Consider the following 20,547-nt stretch of genomic DNA (forward strand, 5'->3'; position numbering starts at 1 on the left):
AACAATGCAATAATCATAGTTGCAACTGCTGAAGCAACACCTAGGCCAAAGATAATCTTACTGCCATCTAATTTCATAAATTGAGTTGCTTGAGATTAAATTAAACTGTAACGTTATTGCCTCTAATCGGCACTGATGATTTCTACGTAAGTGTTTTAATACAAACTACCGTATCCTAAACATCGCAACCAGACCCATTGTATTCATAATGCGATATTCGACCGTGTCCTACGAAGAATTGGAGAGTGTCTGTTTGGGCACTCTCCATCAAAAATTAATCTTCTTTTTCAGGCTCTTTTTTGGATTCGGTTTGCTGATTTGGCTCTAAGATTGACTTTTTGATTAATGGAGCCCTTTGCTTGATTATCTGGTTGAATTCTCTCATGTCTTCTAGGCTTGGAGTCTGCTGTTGATTTTGATATGCCTGCAAAAACCCTGAATACACACATCCTGTAATAATTCCAAACGCAGTATCTGCAACTGACTCTATCTCAGGAACAAAATTTTCTGCAATTTGTCTATATGATTCAGACTCGTTGATGTAATAATCCACCAAACTGTCTATGAAATCTTTATTTTCTTTTGATATGGCCATGTATCTTCACTGTTACTTTATTATTTAATTTCATTAGTAACTTGTTTATTTATTCATGCTTATTCGCAGTTATTGTGGAAACTAGATTTAGATGAAGAATTCTTTCGAATTTATGATTCTAAAAAGATGATAGCTGGTTATTTTGATCCTGATTATGGCGAAATTTATCCAAAAGAAAACTCTGCAGATATCATTTCTCAAATGTTAAAAAACCATGATAAAATTTTGGGTGGCTTCTTGATGGTTCCATTGGTAAAATTTCGTTTGTTTGATACTGATCTTAATGTAAACATATCTGAATTAGAATCTCAAATAGACAGAGTTAAAACCCATTTAGATAAATGGAAAGACTTTATCTCCAAAACAAATAATCACACTCATTCAATTGGAATTTCTCACACAGATCAAGATATGCTGACAATTACATTTCCAATAAAATTTTCAGAGCCGACTGCATTATCTAAAGATGCTATTCTAAAAGAAATAGGAACTACTTTGGATTTGCTGCAGAAACTAAGTTTGTTATGATCCTTCCTGAAAACCTTGTAATTCCTACATATGCAGATAATGAACCTCCCAATAAAACAAGTGAACCAATTGGAAATTCTGGAACTGCTGCATACTCCTCTGACTCGGCCACTAGGGAATAATCTTCTATGTTTATTGTCTGTGTTTTGTCTGGTATTGTGACAAGAAAAAATGTTTCATCATCTGTTCTGAGATAATCCGGTTCTGGATGGACTCTTGATACTGCTGCCACATTTCCTTCCTTATCGTAAAGAGTTGCAATTACTGCTATCGTGTTTGCAGTAATTTCTCCTCTGTTCACAACAGTACCTGTTATCATCAGGTTATCTAGATTGTCTCTTGATAGTTTTGATGACGTAATGTCGATTACTTGGTTTTTTGGTGAACTTACCTTGTATTTTAAATCTAAAGAATAGCTTTTTGTCTTTTTTGATTCAGAGTCTGTTAAAATAAAATCAAACGGTCCTTTCATTTCTGGCATGATGATGTTGACTAGAGAGCTAGTTTCCTCGACTCCTATTACTTGGTTGTTTTTGTCATAAAGAGTTGCATGTATGCTAATCTGATTTAGTGGTGTGTTCAAATCATTTTGTATTTCACCCACTATGTGCAATGCTCCATCATCTCCCAAATACGTCTGATCATTTTGTATTGACACTTCTGCAAATACTGCTGGTGTCATTCCAACAAAAACAAGTAAAATTAAGAAAATCTTCACAGTTCTTTTTCTAAATTATTCTTTAAAGAAGTTTCCTTAGTCAAGGCAAGTGCTCAATCTTCCATTTCTCTGCTTCATTAACGCAATTAAACCACTCTACTTCCATTTTGTCTGACTCAAACTCTCCGTCTTGATTTTTGAATTCATTGTCACATTGCATTTTTTTGGTTTCTGTTATCTCTAGAACTTTTTTTGTCAATCCGCTTTGTGGGGCCTGAAATTCTTCTGGTTCGTCATAATTTTTTATTCCTGTTTTTGCTGAATAGAATTCAACAAGACCTAACATTTCATACTCTAAGGATTCTTGGAGTTGAGCATCGGATCTTACCTTTGCTGCATTATTTCCTGTTTTAATCCAGTCTATGAATTCTGAATCGCTTTCTAATTGTTTTTCAGATGACAGTTTTAGCAATTCAACTGAACTTTTGAATAATTCAGGAGGATCTAATGTGTCATATCTAGAAATGATTTCTTTGAATTTTTTCAAATGTTCGTCATAATATTTGATCAGATCTTCTTTTGAAATGTCTCCTTCTTCCCACTTTGTTTTTTCAGAATAAAATTTTGTTTGCAATTCTTTGACATCTTCTTGAATTTGTTCTAATTCTATTCCGAATTGAAGTCCTTTTTGTTTTGTTTGTTCAACTGAAAAATTATAGCTTATGATTGCACTGACAATAGTTATTGCAACTGCTGCTATGATGATATTTTGCTTCTTACTTTTTTTCAAAACTAATCTGTATATTCGCCTTCTGCATCCAATTTTAATTCGATTGTCATTACTGTTCCACTGATAAATGATTCATTTCTAATTGTTCTTACCCTTGCAACATCAAGATGGTATGGCCAAATCTCAACTACAATAGCTCCTACCTTCACATTTTCAGGTGCATCAGTGAGTACGATGTCTTCTTTTTTCACTCCATGTAGTTCTAATTGATGTAATGCATGTTCTACAAGTGGTTCTGGGTTGTTGTGATTTATTGCCCAGACTGTACCCTCGTACTCAATTTTTTCCATTTTATTGAACCTAAATTATCTCATATAACAATTATGCGCCTGTAGATTCTGCTTGAATTTTTTGTAAAGACTAAGTTATGCTCTCAACTATTCATAGTTGTTTTTTATTAAGTCAATAATTTCGTTAAGAGTATGGTTACAGAATTTGATGTAATACCCACAATTGTGGGAATATTATTTTTGATTTTACCAGCTATGCTATTTGGTAGGATCTTTAAACATTTCAAAATTTCAGAAATTGTAGGGTTTGTTTTAGCTGGAGTACTTTTAGGACCTTTTGCACTAGGAGGCATAATCCCCTTCTTTGAGAATCCTATAGTGGTTCTAAATGATGTAATGTTGTCTCTTTGGCAGATTTCAGGAATTATTATTTTGTTCTCAGCCGGACTCCACTTTACATTTCATAATTTGATAAAAGCAGGGTACAAGTCTGCTGTGGTGGGAATCATGGGAGTTATAGTTCCGCTAGCCTCCGGGTATTATGTTTCTGTTCTGTTTGGTTTTGATTGGATGGTGTCTGTGATTATCGGTGCAGCATTAAGTGCAACTAGCATTGTAGTTGCAGTAACAATTCTAGAGGAGATCAGAAAGGAAAAATCAGAGGAAGGAAATATTTTGGTAAATGCTGCGGTTTTAGACGACATACTCGGATTAGCTGTACTTTCAGCCATAATTTCACTAATTGCTCTTCATTCACTGCCAAGTGTTGAATCAATAACTGTCACCATTGCAAAAGATATCGGTCTTTGGTTTTTAATTTTAATGGGGGCAGTGTTTTTGCTCCCTAAGATAGTTCACAGTGTAGCTATGACAAAACCTTCCTCTTTGGAAGCAAGAGGGGCCAAAGAGGCAGCATCCTTGGGTTCAGCGTTTGGATTTGCAGCTATTGCTTCAACTGTAGGATTGAATCCCATCGTCGGTGCATTTGCTGCAGGGATGGGCCTTGCAGGATCAAAACTTGCAGGCCAGGTAAAGGAATTTGTAGGTAGGCTGAAGGTAATAGTAGAACCCTTATTTTTTGTGATTATCGGCGCCCATGTCAATCTTGTTCAAATCAATGAAATGAATTTAGTTTTCTTTATAGTGATTTTAACAGTAGCCGTTTTTAGCAAAATTATCGGCTGTGGTGTACCATCGATATTTATGCTAAAAAACAGATCCAAGGGATTGCGTATTGGATATGGGATGGTTGGCAGAGGAGAAGTAGCATTTATCACGATTGGTGTTGGATTATCCGCTGGTGTGTTTGGTGATGTAATTTATTCTACAATGGTTTTGGTTATTTTGGCAACCATATTCATAACTCCTATCTTGCTTCAGAATTCATATAAAAAAGAATTACAAAGAAAATAACTTCATAACCCAATGGAGGCATTGCAATATTAGGTTGATGCCAATATCAGTTAATCGATGTTAACTGACTAATATCCGAGTAGTTTCTACAAAAATTTAGTTGATAACCTAGCTTAGATCAATTATGCGCCACTAGATTCTGCTTGAAATTTTTGGAAAGTATTCCACTTGACCAATGTTCGCAAAATGGCAGTTGGTCTGTGAGCCAAACTTTCACTCCTTATGGTTCAGGCCTTCAAAGAATCTAATGTACTATTAACACAGGACATTGTGCATTTTCTGAAATAACAAATCAACAACTTGAGCAAATAATCTCCCCCGTAATTTGATCAGTTACAAATTTTGATGCATGACAATAATCACAAAATATCTTTATTTTTTTAATTATCTGTACTATGGTCAATAAATTTCCCTAAACTGTTACAGGAATTTTTTCAATGATGCAAAAGTAAGAATGGCAGGGCTCAAGGACATGTATGAATGCACAGACTGTCACAAATTTATCCCTCTGATTAAAGCAAAAGAGATCGATTATAGAGCTCCACAATATTTGGAGAATAGTTGGGAAGATGACGAAAATTAGAATGTTATTGTAAAACACTAAACATTTCTAATAAAATATGTTTCTGCAGTCTACATCAGACTAAGCATAATGATATAATGTTTTTAGATGTCCGTAATGTTGGAAAGAATTCTTTCAAGATCTTGTTTTTCATATCTTAGGCTTTTGACTGTTGTATTGTCTTGCACTAAAGTAGTTGAAAATTTCTGCAACATCAATTTGTTTTCATTAGAAAGTTCAGAGATCATAATTATATCATTGAGAGTCTTTGACTGGTGGAAAAGTTGCCTTGCATCTATTTTTGTATCTGTATTTTTTGCCAAAGAAATCTGGTTGATCAATTCATTATTAATCTCATCTAATATTTTTATGAGTGTATTTGAAACAAGTGCCATACAGTACTAGGGTCGTTCTAGTTAATTAAGCTGTAACAATCATTATTACATATTACATCAAAATCTAAAATATTTCGAATCCAAATTTTGTAAAATTACGAATTTAATTTTTTTACTTAATAAGCAGTATTGAGGCACACAAGTAATCTGTGATACAATGATATGGCAACTAAAGTTCAGCGAAGATTTGCAGCGAGAAACCCACTTCTTGGCGTGCAAATCAATGATATTTTGATAGTTTTTACAAAATAATAACTGACAATCTAGCTTAGATCAATTATTCTCTTGGTTATTTTAGTTGGCTAGATGATTTATCATATCTAAACCTCACATGACTAAATCCTAGAAAATAAGAAATTCCAATTAGAAAAACAGTTAATGAATTTGCGAAAATATCAAATTCACTCAAAATTCAAAAACCCCTGAAGTAAACATGAAGAATTTTGTGATCGAAATCCCTCCAAATACACAGAATCCTGATAAGAAAAGCATAATATCTTAGAATTTGTGTACTATACATGACAACAAAAAAGAATTCAGGATATCTTTCAAAATTTCTTAAAAGAGCTGACAAAGCAATTGTTGATGGCATCAAACGAGCTGATGAGATATTAGATGATGCAGTGGAGTTTGGGCATCTGACCTATGATGAAGCAAAAAATGCACGTGACGAACTGAAAAAAAAATCTTCAAAAATGACTGCAAAGAAAACAGTCAGAAAAGCTGCCAAAAAGACTGCACCTAAAGTCAAACGTGCTGTAAAAAAAGTAAAGCGTACAGGTAAAAAATCTGTAAAAAATACTAAACAATCGATGAAGAAAACTGTGCCTAAACCTAAACGTTCTGCAAAAAATACCTCATCAAAAGTAAAGCGTACAGCAAAGACCAAAACATCAAATGCTAAAAGAAAAGCAAGCCGTTAATAGTATTTTGACTGATTCTTCTATTTTATTTTTAACCTCTTTTTTATTTTCTAAAAATTAATTCTCATTAGGGGCTTTGCCTGATTGGTGAAAATCCATGTGCTCCTAAAGGGTTTAGTAATTTGCACCATCTCAAAAACCGCTTCTTGGCGTGCAAACCATTCTGATTTTGATAGTTTCTACAAAAGAATTACTGACAATCTAGCTTAGATCAATTATTCGGGATTTATGATGTTTAATGTCATTGTACTCACTACTCTGGACAGCTGTCTGATTTGTGCTATTGCTTTTTCAAATCCGTCTTGATTTTCTGTTTGTATTTCTCCAATTACATCATATGCTCCAAACGTAAGATATGCATTTTTGACATTTTCCATTTGTTTTAATTCTTCAACGATGTATTCTTCGGCCCCAAGATCACAATTTAATAAAATGAATCCTTTGTGCATTGTTTTTTCTTAAATGAATAATGTTTTGGTCGTCTTTAAGTCTTGCACTTACCATCTACTGCGACCGCCGTATCGGTTTCTTCCACCACCACGGTCACTGTATTTTCTTCTTCCTCTTCTTTCATCTCTTGGATCTCCTCTGTCTGAACTACCATATCTGCCTGAACGTCCTCCTCTAGAGTAACCTGATCTTGATTGACCTCCAAACCTTCTAGATGGGACTTGTCTCTTTAGAGGATCTGGGATTGAAATTTCAATTCCCATCTCTTTGTTTAAATCAGTCAAACTAACTTTGATTTGACGTTTGATTAAATTCCAATCTCCTACTGATGAATATGATACAAATGTGATTGCTTTGCCTTTTGCCCCTGCTCTGGCAGTTCTTCCAATTCTGTGAAAGTATGCCATTTCTTGATTAGGTACATCGTAATTAATTACAAGCTCTACTCTTGGAACATCTATTCCTCTTGATGCAACATCTGTTGCAACTAGGATGTCTGCCTTTCCACTTCTAAATTTAGCCATTGATTGCTCTCTTCTGTGCTGTGACATGTCTCCTTCTATTGCCACTGCATCAAATTTCTCTTGATGAAGGAATTTTGCAACATCTCTTGTTCGATACTTTGTTGAACAAAATACAATGCATTGTCCTTTTGTCTGTTTAATAAAATCCACTAAATATTTTGATTTGTCTCTGTCCTTAATCACTAGATACCCTTGGTCGATTCCTTCGCCGCTAAGATCATCTGCATCAAGCAAAAATTGTTTTGGATTTTTCAAATATTCTTCAGATAATCTGAGGATCTCTGTTGGCATTGTTGCTGAAAATAATGACATAACCCTGTCTTCAGGTGCTAAATCTAAAATGAACTGAATATCGTCTATGAATCCCATGTCTAGCATAGTGTCTGCTTCGTCTAGCACGATATGGGAAATATCTCTTAGCTCAATTGAACCTCTCTTCAGATGATCTATTAATCTTCCAGGTGTGGCAACGACAATCTCTACTCCTCTTTCTAATGCATCTAATTGAAGGCCCATTCCTTGACCCCCGTAAACTGTTGCTACTTTGATTCCTGTGTGTTTTCCAAATTTCTTTATCTCCTCAGTAATTTGCATTGCGAGTTCTCTCGTTGGAGCCATTACAAGTCCTTGAATCCCTTTTTTTGGTTGAATCTCCTGTAACATTGATAATGAAAATGCAGCTGTTTTTCCAGAACCTGTGTGAGCTTGACCTACTACGTCTCTACCTGTAAGTAAAACTGGAATTACTGCTTCTTGGATGGGAAAAGCTTCTTGGAATCCCAACTCTTCTAACCCCTTCAGTATTTCTTCTTTTAATCCTAAATCTTGAAATTTTGTCATTTTGTTTTCTTCTCTTAAGCAATGACGATAAAGCTCATTGCTTACCCGTCATTATTCCGATAATCACAAATGCCATTTTAGGTCTAATAAACGCTTGTTATTTTTTACGACATTAACTGTGAATCTAGAACTTTTTTAAAACTTTCAAATGGCTGAGCCCCCTTTAATTCAATATATCCGAGTTTGTCATTTCCTATAAAAAATCCTGGTGTGCCTGACACTCCGTATTCTCTTCCATCATCAAGATCTTTTTTAATCTCATTGACATATTTTCCACCATTAAGACAAGTATTGAATTCTTGTTGATTTAATTCTAAATCCAGTGCATATTGACCAAACACTGCAATAGCATCGATTGTATCTAACCCACTCCACTGGTTCTGATTTTCAAATAATCTGTCATGATATTGCCAGTATTTACCTTGATCATCGGCACACTCTGCTGCAACTGCTGCTGGCATGGCATTTGGATGTATGCTCTGAATTGGAAAATCCCTGTAAACTAATTTTACTTTACCTGAATCAATGTAGTTTTCTAATAACAATGGGAGTGTCTGAACATGGAATCTTGCACAAAAGGGACATTGAAAATCTGAAAATTCTATTATTGTTATTGGTGCATCTGGATTTCCTCTTACTGGATCATCATCGGCTGAAATTTGAACTGGTTGTTTTTGTTGTTCTGTTGGGAGCCTGCTCTGAAGAATCTTTAATTCCAGTTTTGCTATGGCATCATCAAGATCTTTTTGAGTAATCTGCTCAGAATTAAGGTTGGAAGTGTAAGAACCTGCAAAAAATGCAGCGATTGCAACAACTATGATAATCCCTATTACAACTGCATTAAAACTAGATTTTTTTATAATGATTTTCTCATTGGTGTTGATCTGGTTTGATTCTTCTGGCTCCAATACTTTGATCGAAGTTCTAGCATACTTATTCGTATTGCCAAATTTGATAAAAATTAAAAAAAGCCAATGGCGGGATCTGAACCCACGACCTTTCGCTTACAAGGCGAATGCTCTAGCCAGGCTGAGCTACATTGGCACGAAGTAAAATGAATTTTTTGAAGCTTTAAAGTGTTACCTGAATCTGTTTTTTAAAATTGGATCTGCTCTAATTCCTGTCAATTTATAATGTCAAATTAAAAATCCTATATGTGAAACGTATAGCACGTACCAAAATCAAAGTTTTAATGATGATGTTTTTTGGAACTGGAGTTCTTGGTATGATTATGGGACTCTATGTTGCCCCTCCTTCACAAACTGTGATGATCACCTTTATGGGTGTGATAAATTTTGGTTTAGGTGCATTTTTCACTTATCTCTTTCTTACACAAAAACCACAATCAGATGATAAAAGAAAGAAAAAGCGTAAGAACCACTAGAATATTAGTTGCAAAATGCATTGCATATGAATCGTTTATGCCTTTTTTATCATAAATATATTTAAACAAAAATCCTATTGGCAACAAGATGATTGCCATGTGTACCTTTACTCCCATGGCAATATGTACAAATGCCCAAGCGATTACCATTTTTTTTGATTTTCTAAAATACAATTCTTCTACATAATTGATATGAATAAACATGTATAGCAATAATGGCACAAATGGAATAATTCCCCACATTCCTTCATCGGCAAAGGGACCAAATGCTATATTGTATCCAAGCCAACTCCAATTTAGAAATGGAATTGTTTCTACAAAATCATATGCAAAAATAACATATGCAGCTAATATACCAAAAGCAATAGGTGCATACTTTATGGATCTTATCCCATTTTTGAGATCTTGTATTCGTTTTTTGGTTTCTTTTACCAGAAGAAGTGATGCTCCCACTGTTAGTGCATAATATCCAATCACAAAACCATCTGACTGGAAAAATTCTTCAAACACGAGATATGATTTATGATATTCTACTAAAGTCTAGCGAATAATTAGTTGGGTGTATTGTGTCTTGAATAATCTCTCAAAGTATAAATAGTAAAAATCTTTTCAACAAAAAAGAATTGTTAGATCTGGTTGCCAAAAAATTATTCCTCACAAAAGGAAAGGGTGTACATGAAGATAGGCTGACTAGTTTTGAATATGCTCTAAGGGATGCAGGGATTGCTGGAACTAATTTGGTCTTGATTTCAAGTATATTTCCACCTTGTGCAAAACTAATTTCAAGAAATGAAGGGTTGAAACAAATCAAACCTGGACAGATATTGTTTACAATTTATTCAAAAAATCAAACAAATGAACCCCACAGATTATGTTCTGCGTCTGTTGGAATTGCAAGACCAAAAGACACTGAAAGATATGGGTATCTCTCAGAATACGAATCATTTGGACAAAATGAAAGACAGTCTGGCGATTATGCTGAAGATATTGCTGCCCAAATGCTTGCATCTTCCTTGGGAATACCTTTTGATTTGGATAAAAGCTGGGATGAAAAAAGACAACAATGGACAATTTCTGGTCAAATTTACAAAACACAAAACATTACACAATCTGCAAAAGGTGATAAAGACGGTAAATGGACAACTGTGTTTGCAGCAGCTGTGCTTCTAGTTTGATTATTTTTTGTATCCTTTAAGATAAAATATTGCAGCAGCAATTGCCACAATTGTTATGATTGCAACAACTATGATTGATTCATCATACTCTTTACCGATTTCTGCTGATTGCAATCTTTCACCTCCTAATGAAAACATCAATTCATTTGCTTTCACTTTGGTAGATTCTCCAAAAATGTATTTGCCTTGAATTCTCATTCCTTGTTCTGGATCAAAAATCCATCCTGCCTTTGTAATTTCGGTTGGAATTTTTTCGCCATCTATGATCTGGGTTTCAAGAATGTTTCCTCTCACATCTGATACATTTGTTTCTTCAGTTGATAATACTACTACTTGGATGATTGAATTTAATGGGTAAAATCCTGATGAAAAATATTTGGATCTTTTTAATTCATCTGTCTTCAAAAATTCTAACATGTTAACCTGATTGATTTCAGGTGCTGCTTGTGGATAGTCTGTTGACAATCTTAATTGAAGCAATGATCTGTTTTCAGTTGGAATGATTGAAAATGTAACTTTTGCATTTTCATGTAGCGATAAATTTTTTGCTACATTATAAAACCCATCTGAATCTCTAATTACTTTTGGAAGAAGAATTGCAGAAATTTTTTCATACATTGAATGTGTGTCTTCCATTGGCATTGTATATACTGCTGAAACTGTGCCTTTTCCTGAAATAACTCCTGATGTTTCTAATGCAACACTGGTTTGGTCATTACCGTGAATGAATGTTGAATGTAACTCTGCATTTGTATCAAAGAATTCATTTAATTCATCTATGAATTGCTCTGATACCTTTAGAGTGGAGTTTTGAATTTGTAGAAAATTCTTATCTTTTGGGTCTCTTGCTACGTTTATCATGATGCATGATTCATTATTTACTCCCAGGATGCATTGGTTTTGATTAGTCAATGTGATGGCAGATATTTTTCCGTTCTCTCTAATTTTTTGTTCTAGTTCTGCTGGAAATTTAATCTCCTGAATACTCGTGCTTTGTAATGTTATGGATGCAGTTACATTCTGTGAAATACTTTTGTCAATTATCACTTGGGCAGTTTCCTGAAATGTTGCCAAACTCATCTCTTGTGAATAAACTCCATTTGTAGACAGTATGACTAATGCTGAAATCATCATTAACCCAAAAACTTTCCACATGGTTTGCTCCCTTGTGATGAAATTATTAAATTTATTCTTGTTTTGTAACTTTCTTTTTCATGGATTATGTGAAAAAATTTGATAAATCATGAACAATCTTGTACTATTCACTAATATTGAGAACAAGTTCTCATATGTTGTCATATGGCCTTGATACCTTTCCTTGTGGATGTTTTTCAAGATCCGGTATTTTCTATTGTTTCTGTTTTGGGCGCTTTTGGCATTGGGGTTTTTCAGGGAATCATTTTGGGAAGGGCCATCTTGATTCGATTTCCTAGACTGCAAAATCATGTAAAAACTGTATCTGTATCTCTTTTTGTTTTGTTTTTAGCAAATGCCATTCTTAGCGTACCGAGATTTGCATCTCCTGAAAAAATTGACTTATCAAATGTTCTTCAAACTGGCAGTCCGGCTGATATTGCATCTTTACTATTTTTGTTGTTTGGGATGAACACTGGATTTCTAACTGTATTAGCTATATCTGTAACTATTATGACATTTGTTTTACTAAAATTTACTCAGATTCATGGTGTTGCAAAAGCGTTTGTTTTCTTTTTCAGTGTATTCATTTTGGTATTGACTGGAATCAGCCGTTTTACAGAATTGACCCCTAGCACTTTTGAAGTATTCCTGTATTTTCTTTATCAGTTGGGAATTACTATAGGGATCCTGCTTGGTTCTGTTAGGAAGATAAGCCCGAAAAAATTGGATCTAAAATGATTCAAAGGTTTAAATCTGATATTTTATGAAAATGTATTGACATCGAATTCAAACCGTTCGGGGGACAAGCCGACAGCCCATGCGTTGGGCTGTCGGCCCCATTATCATTCAAAATTTCTAGTTTAGTGATGCTAGCGCTTTTACTTGACTGTCAATATAGTCAAAGCCTTCCTTCCAGAATTTTGGTGAAGTGATATCAAATCCGTGCTCTGATAGTAATTTTTCTGGTTTCTTTGAACCTCCAGCTGCAAGTATGTTGATATAAGATGGAACAAAGTCTTTGCCTTCTTTTTTATATCTCTGAAAAAGAGACAATGCCAACAAATTGCCAAAAGAATATGCATAACAGTAAAACGGTGTGTGATAAAAGTGTGGAATGCAACTCCACTCAATTGAAAAGTCATCTGATAGGACCACTGATCTACCAAACTGTTCTTTGAGATTTTCTAGATATGTTTTTGATATCTCATCTACTGTTGTACCTTTTCCAATTTGTTCATGTACTGCTACTTCAAAAATTGTAAAAAATGATTGCCTCATTATAGTTGCATATAGGTCATCTATTTTCTCAGATAACATGATCTTTTTCTCATCATCTGAAATTTTTTCCGAAATGTTATCGTACAATAATAATTCTGAGAATGTTGAAGCAGTTTCTGCTAATGGCAGAGGTGCATCTTGCACAAGTATTGATCTATCTTGTGCTGCTTGGCTGTGGACTGCATGTCCTAATTCATGTGCAAGTGTAAACACATCTCTTGACTTTCCTGTAAAGTTTACAAGTACATATGGTGTAATTTTTGGTGAAAGTGTACTGCAAAATGCACCATCTCTTTTTCCAGGCCTGATTGAAGAATCTATGTGTTTTTCATCAAAGACTTGCCTTGCATAATCTCTGAGTTTTGGACTAAACTTCTCTAATGATTCAAAAACTAATTTTACTGATTTGTTGTATTGATAGTTTTTTTCTTTAATGTTTGCAGCAGCCGGCGCATAAAGATCATAGCGTCTTAGTTTTTTTATCTTGAGCATCTTTGCTTTTTGTAAGAAGAATTTTTGAAATACTGGTGAGTTTTTTCTACATGCTGAAAGCAGTGATTCTATGGTTTTATCCTCTACATCATTTCCGATGTTTCTCATAGAAATAGGTGATTTGTAGCCACGAATTTCAATTCCTTCGTCTTTCCAATTCAGAACAATATTTTGATAAATTTCTCCTAAGACTCCTTTGTTTTCAGAATATTTTGTTAGGATTGTTTTGTATGCTGTCTCTCTGATCTTTGGATTCGTGTTTCTGACATAATTTGTTAATTCCTCTCTTGTCATTTTTTTTGTTTTGTTTCCGATCTTCATTTTGTACTTGTATGCATTTGTGATTTTGTCATACAATTTTACCAAAGCTGAGATTCCTGTAACGTCAAGTGTATTGATGATTCTCTCTTCGGGTTCTGACAAAGAGTATTTCGCTACTAGTCTTTTGTGGCTTAGGTATTCTGACAATTCACCTGCATCCTTGATTAACCTCTTGGCGTTTTTATCATCAACTTGTGTCTTCCACCACAAATCAAAAAACAAAATCTTGTTTGAAATCTCAGAACCTAATTTTGAAATCTTCGTCATAAGTGATGTGGCCTCATCAGATTGAGTGTCTGCTGAATACGCTAATGATGCATACCCTCCAACCTTGCTCATTTTTTCAGAAATACCTTCCAATTCGTGTAAAATTGATATGAATTTTTTTGATGATATGTTTGGTGTGAGGCTATTTTTAATTTTTTCAAATTTTCTAGCGGATGTTTCTAGTTCTTTTACTTGTCTTTGAAATGCTGGACTTTTTGGATCTTTTGCAAGTTCTGATAAATCCCACTTGTCAAGTTTGTACTGAGACATCTGAAACTACCTATTTTTGACTATTAAAAAATGAAACTAGTAATCAATAATATTCTTCATGGATATAGCACCACTTCCATGAATTTTCCTGAACCGCAATCATTACTGGATGTCTAGTTTCTTTGAAATGTTTTGTAGCGTGTTTGCCTACTGATGAATCGCAACATCCTACGTGGCCACAAGTAAGACACATTCTAAGCGCCACTGTGGGGAGATGCTCTTTCTCGCACTCTTCACATCCTTTGGTATTTGGTAACATGCCTTTGTTTTCCTCGGAAAAATGTTCACATTCTTTTGGCATGTTCAAAATCTAGTATTTTTTGAGAGTGTCTTTGTATCTTTTTATTGATTCTATGATTACTTCTTTGGCTTCTTTGGCTGACTTCCATCCTAAGATCTCTACTTTTTTTCCTTCGAGATCTTTGTAAACTTGGAAAAAATGTGCAATCTCTGAACGATAATGGTCCTCAATATCTGAAATATCTGCTGTGTGTAAGTATCTGGGATCATTTGTTGATACACAAATAATTTTGTCATCTAGCTTTCCATCGTCTTTCATTTGCAGCAATCCTATTGGTCTTGCTTCAATTAAGATCCCCGGATATGTGGGGTTTGTTACAAGTGCAAGGGCATCTAATGGGTCTCCATCATCAGATAGTGTTTGAGGCACAATCCCGTAATCTCCTGGATAATGAAATGGTGAAAACAAAACTCTGTCTAGTTTTATCATGTTGTGTTTTTTATCATATTCATATTTGTTCATTGAACCTTTTGGAATTTCAACAATCACATTGATGATCTCAGGAATATCCACGCCGGGTTCAATATCATGCCAAAAATTTTTACTCATGTTATAATTCATCAATCATTCCATTCGATATATGAATTCTATGAAAAAGAAGAAAAATTTAGATGGTCTGGTCTTGGTTTGGAACTACTTTGAAAATCATTACGGTATATTGACCGTCGAATATTTTTTCAGTTTCTCCACTCTCGTCTACGTTTAAGACTCTGAATTTGTATTCATAGGATCCATCTCCTTTTACATCCACTTGTGCAACATGAACCATTTCTTCAGATTCATCAAAGAATTGAATGATTACTGGATACCTTTCAACATATTCTGATGCAGACCCTCTGACTGAACCCCATGGCAAAGTATTGCCTTCGGGAACTGTCATTGTTGTTATTGTCTTTTGCAAGCTAATCTCTTCGTTAATTGGAGTGACAGTTGTGGTATTTTCTGGTGTTTGTGTCTCTGCGACAATTTCTGATGGGAACATTAGGATTGTTAATGATGCAATCATTGCAAAGACTATGCTTGAAGTTACTTTCATTTTAATCCCAAATCTTTGTCCTGATTTAAAAAATTTTTTACTAATTTGTACTGGTTTTTGTCCCATTTGCTACGGTAGTTCTTCTTCTAAATCAGAGCAAGCCTTGTGCACCCATTGATCCTTTGAATTTTTGAGAATCTCTTTTCCAACCTTGATTGCCTCTCCGCATTCTACACATTTTCCATTGAATCTTGCTTTCATTGATTAATTGATTTTTTAATGTTATTTTAAGTAGGGTTTTTTCTATTTTGATTTCAAAATTCTACATTCTGAACAAAAAATATGCAGTATTTATCAAAAATAATATGTCTATCCACTTTTGTGCTAGTTATAAAGAAAAGATGTGATTGATTTGTTGAGTGAAGAGGATCTATTTGGAAGAATTTTGAAGGTAAAAAACCTCAAAGAAAATTGCTTCAAATATCTTGAAGATGGCTCAAAGGATCTTCTCACACACAAAATACTCTTTGCTATTGCTGATCTATCTTCTGAAAAAATGGGCCCCGTAAAACTTTCTGAAATCGCAAAAATTGCAACGGGCGAAAATGACAAATCAAAACAGGATCTGATTCGTCTGACCCTTGAAAAATCTCTTTTAAAATGCGGTTTGGTTGAGAAATTAAAATATGCTGCAAATGATGTACGGTATATTTTGACTGCATATAGATTTCAAAAGATTAAAGAAATTGACAGTTTTCGTGGAGAGAGCTCCGAGCCAATTGGAGAAATTTTTGAGTTGCCAAAATTAAACTGGCCTATTCCTGATGAATTTTATTTGCTTTTGGCAAAAAAGACAGGATGTGAAAAAACTCTAAAAAAAATAAATTCTGATTTTGATGATGAAAAAATCCCTCGAGGAAAATATGAGAGTTTAATTAGCGATTATACTAAAAATTTGAATCAAATCCAATCAAAACTTGATTCAAAATATTCTGGACTCGAAGAATTGGTGGTTGGATAGTTTGAATCTTAAACTCTTTGTATTTTTGTTTATTTTCAGTTCTTTTCTATTTGGAACATCTTTTGATGATACTGCCTTTTCTCAAACATCTAATCTTTTTGTAATTTTTGAAGATGATGTTTCTGAATCTTATGAGGTACCTTTATCTTCAGATGGGAAGTATGTTCTGAACCAAAACCATTCATGGGTACGTGATGAATCAAGCAGATTTAATCTTGTTTCTTATTCTGTTGATGGAAAAGACTCTGTTTCTATAGACCGAACACCTCGTGGAGTAATTCATCTTGAAATCCCTGGTGGTGTTTCTCAAATTGTTTTCTCTGCAGTGCCCCAATATCCTCTTGTGATATCTGGAACTGATGAATACTCTTTTTTGCCTACTTCACCAACAAATGACAATTGGTTTGATGCAGGTTCAGAAATATCTGTAACTGTTCCTACTACTATTCCTGTTGAAAAAAATAAAGTTAGACAAGAAATTACAGGATGGGCTCTTGATAAACATGATTTTAGGAATTTGCCTGAAAACGAATCCAATTTTTTTATCACTCCTCCAATAACAATGTCTCAACCCCATGTGATTGACTTTGTTTCCCAAACTCAGTACAAGCTAAATGTTGTCTCTGATATTGGGACAACTACTGGAAGTGGTTGGTATAAACAAGATGATGAGGTATCCATTAGTGCATCTGCTCCTATGGAAGGATTTACAATGAATGTGTTGATTGGATGGGATGGCCCTGTTATAGAATCTGATGGAGATTCTGCTAAGGTGATAATTGACGGTCCTACAACGATCACTGCAAAATGGGAAAAGAACTCGAGTCTTGGAATTGTTTTAGTTGTAATTCCTGCAGTGATTGTTGCCGGAATTGTTGTGAAAAAATTCAAGAAACCAAAAAAATCTCCATCAGAATCAGAACTTGCATATGTAACAAAACCTGAAATATCTGAAAAAAAATCTAACAACAAAAACTTTGAAAAAGAATTCTCTGAATATTTTTCAAAACAAGTCTTGGATCATCTTGAATCCTTACATAATTCAAAGTTGATTTCAGATTCAAAATATTCAAAAATTAAAAAACGTTTGTAACTATTTCTTTTTGCCATTTCCTTTATCTGGGGTATCGCCGCCACCCTGACCTGGGGTATCGCCGCCACCCTGACCTGGGGTATCGCCGCCACCCTGACCTGGGGTATCGCCGCCACCCTGACCTGGGGTATCGCCGCCACCCTGACCTGGTTGTCCATCAGTACATCTTTGATGGGATGGATGCTCATCACAGAAACTCTGAAGTCTGTTGTTTATCTTAGCTGCAGCAGCCTCTCTGGCTTCCTGTGCTTTTTGGCGTGCATCTAGCTGTTTTTCTAGACTCTTAAGATATCCTGGGTTGACTGTTCTATCATAATCTGAGTTAACAGGATCATCTTCCCAATCATCATCATAATTGAAATCTATGCTTTCAAAAATTGCTGCAAGTCCTGGTGGGATTTTTCCTAATCCTACTCCCTGACCATTTTCAAATGCTTCTTCTGAAGGATTTTCTCCTGCAGCTCCAAATCCTGGAATCTCACTTGGTCCTCCACCATTGTTTACTGCTTCAGTATATCCAAATAACTCTGCAAGTCCTGGTGGGATTTTTCCTAATCCTACTCCCTGACCATTTTCAAATGCTTCTTCTGAAGGATTTTCTCCTGCAGCTCCAAATCCTGGAATCTCACTTGGTCCTCCACCATTACCACTGTTTCCTGGTGTCTCGTCACCTTGACCTGGTGGTGCATTACCACTGTTTCCTGGTGTCTCGTCACCTTGACCTGGTGGTGCATTACCACTGTTTCCTGGTGTCTCGTCACCTTGACCTGGTGGTGCATTACCACTGTTTCCTCTTGATTCTCTAATCTCTTTTGCATATTCACTATTGCCTTTGGTAATCTCTAATGCTGCATCCGTATCACCACTTTCTAGAACTTCTAATGCATTTTGTAATTCTCTGATTGCTTTTTGAGTTAATCCTAGATTTTCTCTATTTTCTAACATTTGATTAATTTCAGCAATTGTGTTTTCAATGAATTCTTCTTCTTGTGGATTATCCTCGGAAATTTGTTCTTGCATTTGCTGAATAAGTTCATCTTTAATTTGTTCAGCTGCTGCTAATTGATTTTTAGCATTTGGAATGTCACCTGCAGCCAATAATGCTTTTGCTTGATTAACTGAATTTTGATATGGTGTAAAATCTAAATTAACATTGTTAGATGATGCCAAATTCTGAAGGTTTTCAACATCAAAATCACTTTCCACTATTTCATTTTGAATGTTAAAAATATCCTGAGCCAATAATTGCTTCATTATTCCTGGCGGAATTGACCCTACTCCTAGACCCTGTCCCTGGATATTCTCATTGTCTGCTGTACTGTCAACTGCAGCCCCAAAACCTGGTGGCAGTTGGTCTAACACTAATTGTTCTGAATCTCCACCTGCTGTTTCTGTTGCATCCTCAAACAATGCCATTGCAACTAGTGCTGATTCTTCTGCTCCATCAACATCTCCTGAATTTAGAGCATCTATTGCCTTTTGATATTCTAATTCTGCCATTTCAAGCAACGTAGATGCTGTTGATGAGGAGTCGTCTCCTACTGCTTCATTTGCACTTTCTTGTGCCATATCTAGAATTGCTTGGATTGGATGGAGTTCCTCTGGATCTTCAGATGGTGCCTCTTGAGCAAAAGCTGAATTTACACTAATAATTAAAACCGTAAGGACAATGAGGCCGAAAAGGCTGTATTTCAATGCTGTATTTATGGTATATTTCGATATAATTGACTGGTTCGAATGAGGCCTTATTGAGGTTCGAATGGACTGAACCTTGTAAATTATTGCCGCAGGAATGAAAATATACATTCCAATATTCATCATAATTGCTACAACACCGTATCCAATCATATCTTGTTCAGAGTTAATCTCTACATGGTCTAGTATTGATAGTGAGAAAAGCATTGGTGTGATTGAAATTCTTACTGTCTCTTTGAAAATCGGATTTTGGCGCTCAAAATCTGCAATTATGGGTGAGAACGAATAGTAAATCTGGTTAAAACCGCTCATAAATGATGTGCCTGATTCTGTTGAAAGCACGGTACTGTCTCTTAACTCCCGTAATTGCTGGACTTGTGGCGCCATTTCAGTGCCAAATGTGGCTGTGGCAATAAGACACCCTCCACCTTCTGGTGTCTTTTCTGGGATTTTATTGAATATTTTGATTGTTCCTTTCTCATGAGGATCAATTCTTATCCATGAATGGGTAGAATTTTGAAAGAATTTTTGAAAATCTACTTTTTCCTCATTTAATGAAGCGTCTTGGATATCTAAGAACAGTGATGTTGGGATTATTCCTAGAATTACAGCCTTGTCTTTGATATTGAATCTGATTTCGTTGCTATCTGCAGAAAGTTCCTCTATTTTTGCACCTGTGATAAACTCAATTAGGTATTCAGCATCGTTTTGTGATATTGAGAATTCCTGGGATGTTACCTGCCTAATTGAATAACTGAGCACAATCTCGCCTGGAGGCAAAACAAATTCTCTCTCATTTACCTCCATTGGTATTGTATTGAGAGAAACAAGTTTTGAGAGTGGTGGTAATATGACCTTTGATTGCTCATCGCTATGATAATTTATCTTGAAAATACCTGATTTGTATGAAATGATATTTGCATTATAGGTTAAATCCACTTTTGTCGCGCCTAATGATGCTATATTTAGCATGTCTTTGTCTTGAGTAGTTACAAGTAGTATGTTGTCTTCATCTAAAGCCAATATGCCTGAAATCTGGTCAGAAATTAGATTTACATCCACTGATGATACAAATGGTTCTGGAAATAGCGTGTGTGCTACCTTTGCTTTTGCATCAGATGTAACTGTGATTATGATGCCTTCTTGTTCTGGGATTTGAGCAATTGCAGAAATAGGGATTAATGTAACTGACAGTATGAGAAAGACCCATTTTGTTTTCATGATTTATG

24 protein-coding genes and 1 tRNA gene are annotated in these 20,547 nt (G+C 35.1%); 8 read left to right on the top strand and 17 right to left on the bottom strand.

The features are described from left to right. Positions 1-274 precede the first annotated feature (274 nt). Positions 275-595: a hypothetical protein gene (locus NsoK4_RS01975; protein WP_211687720.1), complete on the bottom strand. Its 321-nt coding sequence runs from the start codon at positions 593-595 to the stop codon at positions 275-277. Between the two features lie 72 nt (positions 596-667). Here NsoK4_RS01975 and NsoK4_RS01980 point away from each other — a divergent pair, with 72 nt between their 5' ends. Further along, positions 668-1,123 carry a hypothetical protein gene (locus NsoK4_RS01980; RefSeq protein ID WP_211687721.1) on the top strand — a complete coding sequence of 152 codons (456 nt, stop codon included), beginning with the start codon at positions 668-670 and terminating at the stop codon, positions 1,121-1,123. On the opposite strand, the gene NsoK4_RS01985 is transcribed toward NsoK4_RS01980, so the two are convergent. From NsoK4_RS01985 to NsoK4_RS01995, 3 genes are read right to left on the bottom strand one after another with little or no spacing between them, the layout of a single operon-like run. Further along, a complete protein-coding gene (locus NsoK4_RS01985; RefSeq protein WP_249111106.1) occupies positions 1,086-1,841 on the bottom strand; it encodes a DUF3426 domain-containing protein in 756 nt (251 codons plus the stop codon). The two genes, NsoK4_RS01980 and NsoK4_RS01985, sit on opposite strands and share 38 nt — an antisense overlap. Before the next feature lie 40 nt (positions 1,842-1,881). After that, entirely contained in the window at positions 1,882-2,571 is a 690-nt protein-coding gene (locus tag NsoK4_RS01990; protein WP_211687722.1) for a hypothetical protein, read from the bottom strand. Positions 2,572-2,573: 2 nt separating this feature from the next. Next, entirely contained in the window at positions 2,574-2,861 is a 288-nt protein-coding gene (locus tag NsoK4_RS01995; RefSeq protein ID WP_211687723.1) for a hypothetical protein, read from the bottom strand. 132 nt (positions 2,862-2,993) lie between these two features. Between NsoK4_RS01995 and NsoK4_RS02000 the strand changes: the two genes are divergently transcribed. Beyond that, positions 2,994-4,214, top strand: a complete 1,221-nt coding sequence (locus tag NsoK4_RS02000) for a cation:proton antiporter (RefSeq protein WP_211687724.1) — start codon at positions 2,994-2,996, stop codon at positions 4,212-4,214. Positions 4,215-4,880: 666 nt separating this feature from the next. Here the strand turns inward: NsoK4_RS02000 and NsoK4_RS02005 are convergent. Further along, positions 4,881-5,171: a hypothetical protein gene (locus tag NsoK4_RS02005; protein WP_211687725.1), complete on the bottom strand. Its 291-nt coding sequence runs from the start codon at positions 5,169-5,171 to the stop codon at positions 4,881-4,883. A 518-nt stretch (positions 5,172-5,689) separates the two neighbouring features. Between NsoK4_RS02005 and NsoK4_RS02010 the strand changes: the two genes are divergently transcribed. Next, complete coding sequence (locus tag NsoK4_RS02010; protein ID WP_211687726.1) at positions 5,690-6,094, top strand: hypothetical protein; 405 nt, start codon at positions 5,690-5,692, stop codon at positions 6,092-6,094. Between the two features lie 215 nt (positions 6,095-6,309). Here the strand turns inward: NsoK4_RS02010 and NsoK4_RS02015 are convergent, their stop codons facing one another. From NsoK4_RS02015 to NsoK4_RS02030, 4 genes are all read right to left on the bottom strand, one after another. Further along, positions 6,310-6,543, bottom strand: a complete 234-nt coding sequence (locus NsoK4_RS02015) for an Lrp/AsnC ligand binding domain-containing protein (RefSeq protein WP_211687727.1) — start codon at positions 6,541-6,543, stop codon at positions 6,310-6,312. A gap of 48 nt (positions 6,544-6,591) precedes the next feature. Next, complete coding sequence (locus NsoK4_RS02020) at positions 6,592-7,908, bottom strand: DEAD/DEAH box helicase (RefSeq protein WP_211687728.1); 1,317 nt, start codon at positions 7,906-7,908, stop codon at positions 6,592-6,594. Positions 7,909-8,012: 104 nt separating this feature from the next. After that, positions 8,013-8,816, bottom strand: a complete 804-nt coding sequence (locus NsoK4_RS02025) for a DsbA family protein (protein ID WP_371816010.1) — start codon at positions 8,814-8,816, stop codon at positions 8,013-8,015. A 61-nt stretch (positions 8,817-8,877) separates the two neighbouring features. After that, positions 8,878-8,952: transfer RNA gene (locus NsoK4_RS02030), tRNA-Thr, on the bottom strand. 148 nt (positions 8,953-9,100) lie between these two features. Between NsoK4_RS02030 and NsoK4_RS02035 the strand changes: the two genes are divergently transcribed. Further along, positions 9,101-9,292 carry a hypothetical protein gene (locus NsoK4_RS02035; protein WP_211688812.1) on the top strand — a complete coding sequence of 64 codons (192 nt, stop codon included), beginning with the start codon at positions 9,101-9,103 and terminating at the stop codon, positions 9,290-9,292. On the opposite strand, the gene NsoK4_RS02040 is transcribed toward NsoK4_RS02035, so the two are convergent. Beyond that, a complete protein-coding gene (locus tag NsoK4_RS02040; RefSeq protein WP_211687729.1) occupies positions 9,254-9,802 on the bottom strand; it encodes a hypothetical protein in 549 nt (182 codons plus the stop codon). The two genes, NsoK4_RS02035 and NsoK4_RS02040, sit on opposite strands and share 39 nt — an antisense overlap. A 113-nt stretch (positions 9,803-9,915) precedes the next feature. On the opposite strand from NsoK4_RS02040, the gene NsoK4_RS02045 reads away from it, so the two are divergent. Beyond that, complete coding sequence (locus tag NsoK4_RS02045) at positions 9,916-10,467, top strand: pyruvoyl-dependent arginine decarboxylase (protein ID WP_211687730.1); 552 nt, start codon at positions 9,916-9,918, stop codon at positions 10,465-10,467. On the opposite strand, the gene NsoK4_RS02050 is transcribed toward NsoK4_RS02045, so the two are convergent. Then, positions 10,468-11,622 (bottom strand): hypothetical protein, encoded by a 1,155-nt coding sequence (locus tag NsoK4_RS02050; protein ID WP_211687731.1) that lies wholly within the window; start codon positions 11,620-11,622, stop codon positions 10,468-10,470. A 144-nt stretch (positions 11,623-11,766) separates the two neighbouring features. Between NsoK4_RS02050 and NsoK4_RS02055 the strand changes: the two genes are divergently transcribed. Next, positions 11,767-12,342, top strand: coding sequence for a hypothetical protein (locus NsoK4_RS02055; RefSeq protein ID WP_211687732.1), 576 nt, complete (start codon positions 11,767-11,769; stop codon positions 12,340-12,342). 117 nt (positions 12,343-12,459) lie between these two features. Here NsoK4_RS02055 and NsoK4_RS02060 read toward each other — a convergent pair whose 3' ends face one another. From NsoK4_RS02060 to NsoK4_RS10080, 5 genes are all read right to left on the bottom strand, one after another. Continuing rightward, a complete protein-coding gene (locus NsoK4_RS02060; protein WP_211687733.1) occupies positions 12,460-14,232 on the bottom strand; it encodes a M3 family oligoendopeptidase in 1,773 nt (590 codons plus the stop codon). A 43-nt stretch (positions 14,233-14,275) separates the two neighbouring features. Further along, on the bottom strand, positions 14,276-14,533 hold the full coding sequence (locus NsoK4_RS10185) for a UBP-type zinc finger domain-containing protein (RefSeq protein WP_211687734.1): 258 nt from the start codon (positions 14,531-14,533) through the stop codon (positions 14,276-14,278). A 9-nt stretch (positions 14,534-14,542) separates the two neighbouring features. Next, entirely contained in the window at positions 14,543-15,082 is a 540-nt protein-coding gene (locus tag NsoK4_RS02070; protein WP_211687735.1) for an inorganic diphosphatase, read from the bottom strand. A gap of 58 nt (positions 15,083-15,140) precedes the next feature. Continuing rightward, a complete protein-coding gene (locus NsoK4_RS02075) occupies positions 15,141-15,569 on the bottom strand; it encodes a hypothetical protein (RefSeq protein ID WP_211687736.1) in 429 nt (142 codons plus the stop codon). Positions 15,570-15,638: 69 nt separating this feature from the next. Beyond that, a complete protein-coding gene (locus tag NsoK4_RS10080; RefSeq protein ID WP_256438679.1) occupies positions 15,639-15,770 on the bottom strand; it encodes a hypothetical protein in 132 nt (43 codons plus the stop codon). Between the two features lie 154 nt (positions 15,771-15,924). Here NsoK4_RS10080 and NsoK4_RS02080 point away from each other — a divergent pair, with 154 nt between their 5' ends. Together NsoK4_RS02080 and NsoK4_RS02085 are read left to right on the top strand one after the other, a co-directional pair. Beyond that, entirely contained in the window at positions 15,925-16,530 is a 606-nt protein-coding gene (locus tag NsoK4_RS02080) for a hypothetical protein (protein ID WP_211687737.1), read from the top strand. A gap of 1 nt (position 16,531) precedes the next feature. After that, complete coding sequence (locus tag NsoK4_RS02085) at positions 16,532-17,623, top strand: hypothetical protein (protein WP_211687738.1); 1,092 nt, start codon at positions 16,532-16,534, stop codon at positions 17,621-17,623. Here NsoK4_RS02085 and NsoK4_RS10010 read toward each other — a convergent pair whose 3' ends face one another. Next, positions 17,624-20,539, bottom strand: a complete 2,916-nt coding sequence (locus tag NsoK4_RS10010; RefSeq protein WP_249111107.1) for a CFI-box-CTERM domain-containing protein — start codon at positions 20,537-20,539, stop codon at positions 17,624-17,626. Positions 20,540-20,547: the final 8 nt, after the last annotated feature.

It is taken from the genome of Nitrosopumilus sp. K4 (genome assembly GCF_018128925.1).
In the GTDB taxonomy this organism is placed as follows: Archaea; Thermoproteota; Nitrososphaeria; order Nitrososphaerales; family Nitrosopumilaceae; genus HKST03.